Raw genomic sequence first — 426 nt, 5'->3', positions numbered from 1 at the left:
GGGAATGCGCAACCTGGATCTTCTTCTGGGCGTACAGGATGAGGTGTTTTTTGATGTTTACGATGTTATGAAAAAACATTGTAAGGCGGCAGATGCTCTTGTTCCCGTAGGCCCGGCCGGCGATTTTTTGGCAGCCAGTCAGAAAAAAACGTGGGAAAAGGCGGATCCTAAAGATTTTGCCCGCATCATTTCACGCTTAAGCGAAAATTATGATTACGTACTTATTGATTGCCCGCCAGGACGGGACGGTGCTTTTAAAAGTGCCACATCTGTAGCCGAAAAAATACTTTTTGTCGTTGAACCGTCGTGGACCTCTTTGCGAGATGCTGCACGAGTCATGCAGTATTGTCATAAGAAAAAACACGCTTCAAATCACGTTCTGTTCAACAATTTCTATCGAAATAGACCGGGGTATTTAAATGTAGA

General features: G+C 44.4%; 1 protein-coding gene. It reads left to right on the top strand.

Translation table 11 applies throughout. The features are described 5' to 3' along the window. Positions 1–426, top strand: a 426-nt coding sequence (locus PGX78_RS08725) for an AAA family ATPase (RefSeq protein ID WP_270446568.1), incomplete at both ends; no start/stop codon positions are given.

This window comes from Megasphaera sp. AF13-6AC (assembly GCF_027685385.1).
Classification (GTDB): Bacteria; Bacillota; Negativicutes; order Veillonellales; family Megasphaeraceae; genus Megasphaera; species Megasphaera micronuciformis.
This window is presented reverse-complemented; position numbering and strand designations above follow the sequence as displayed.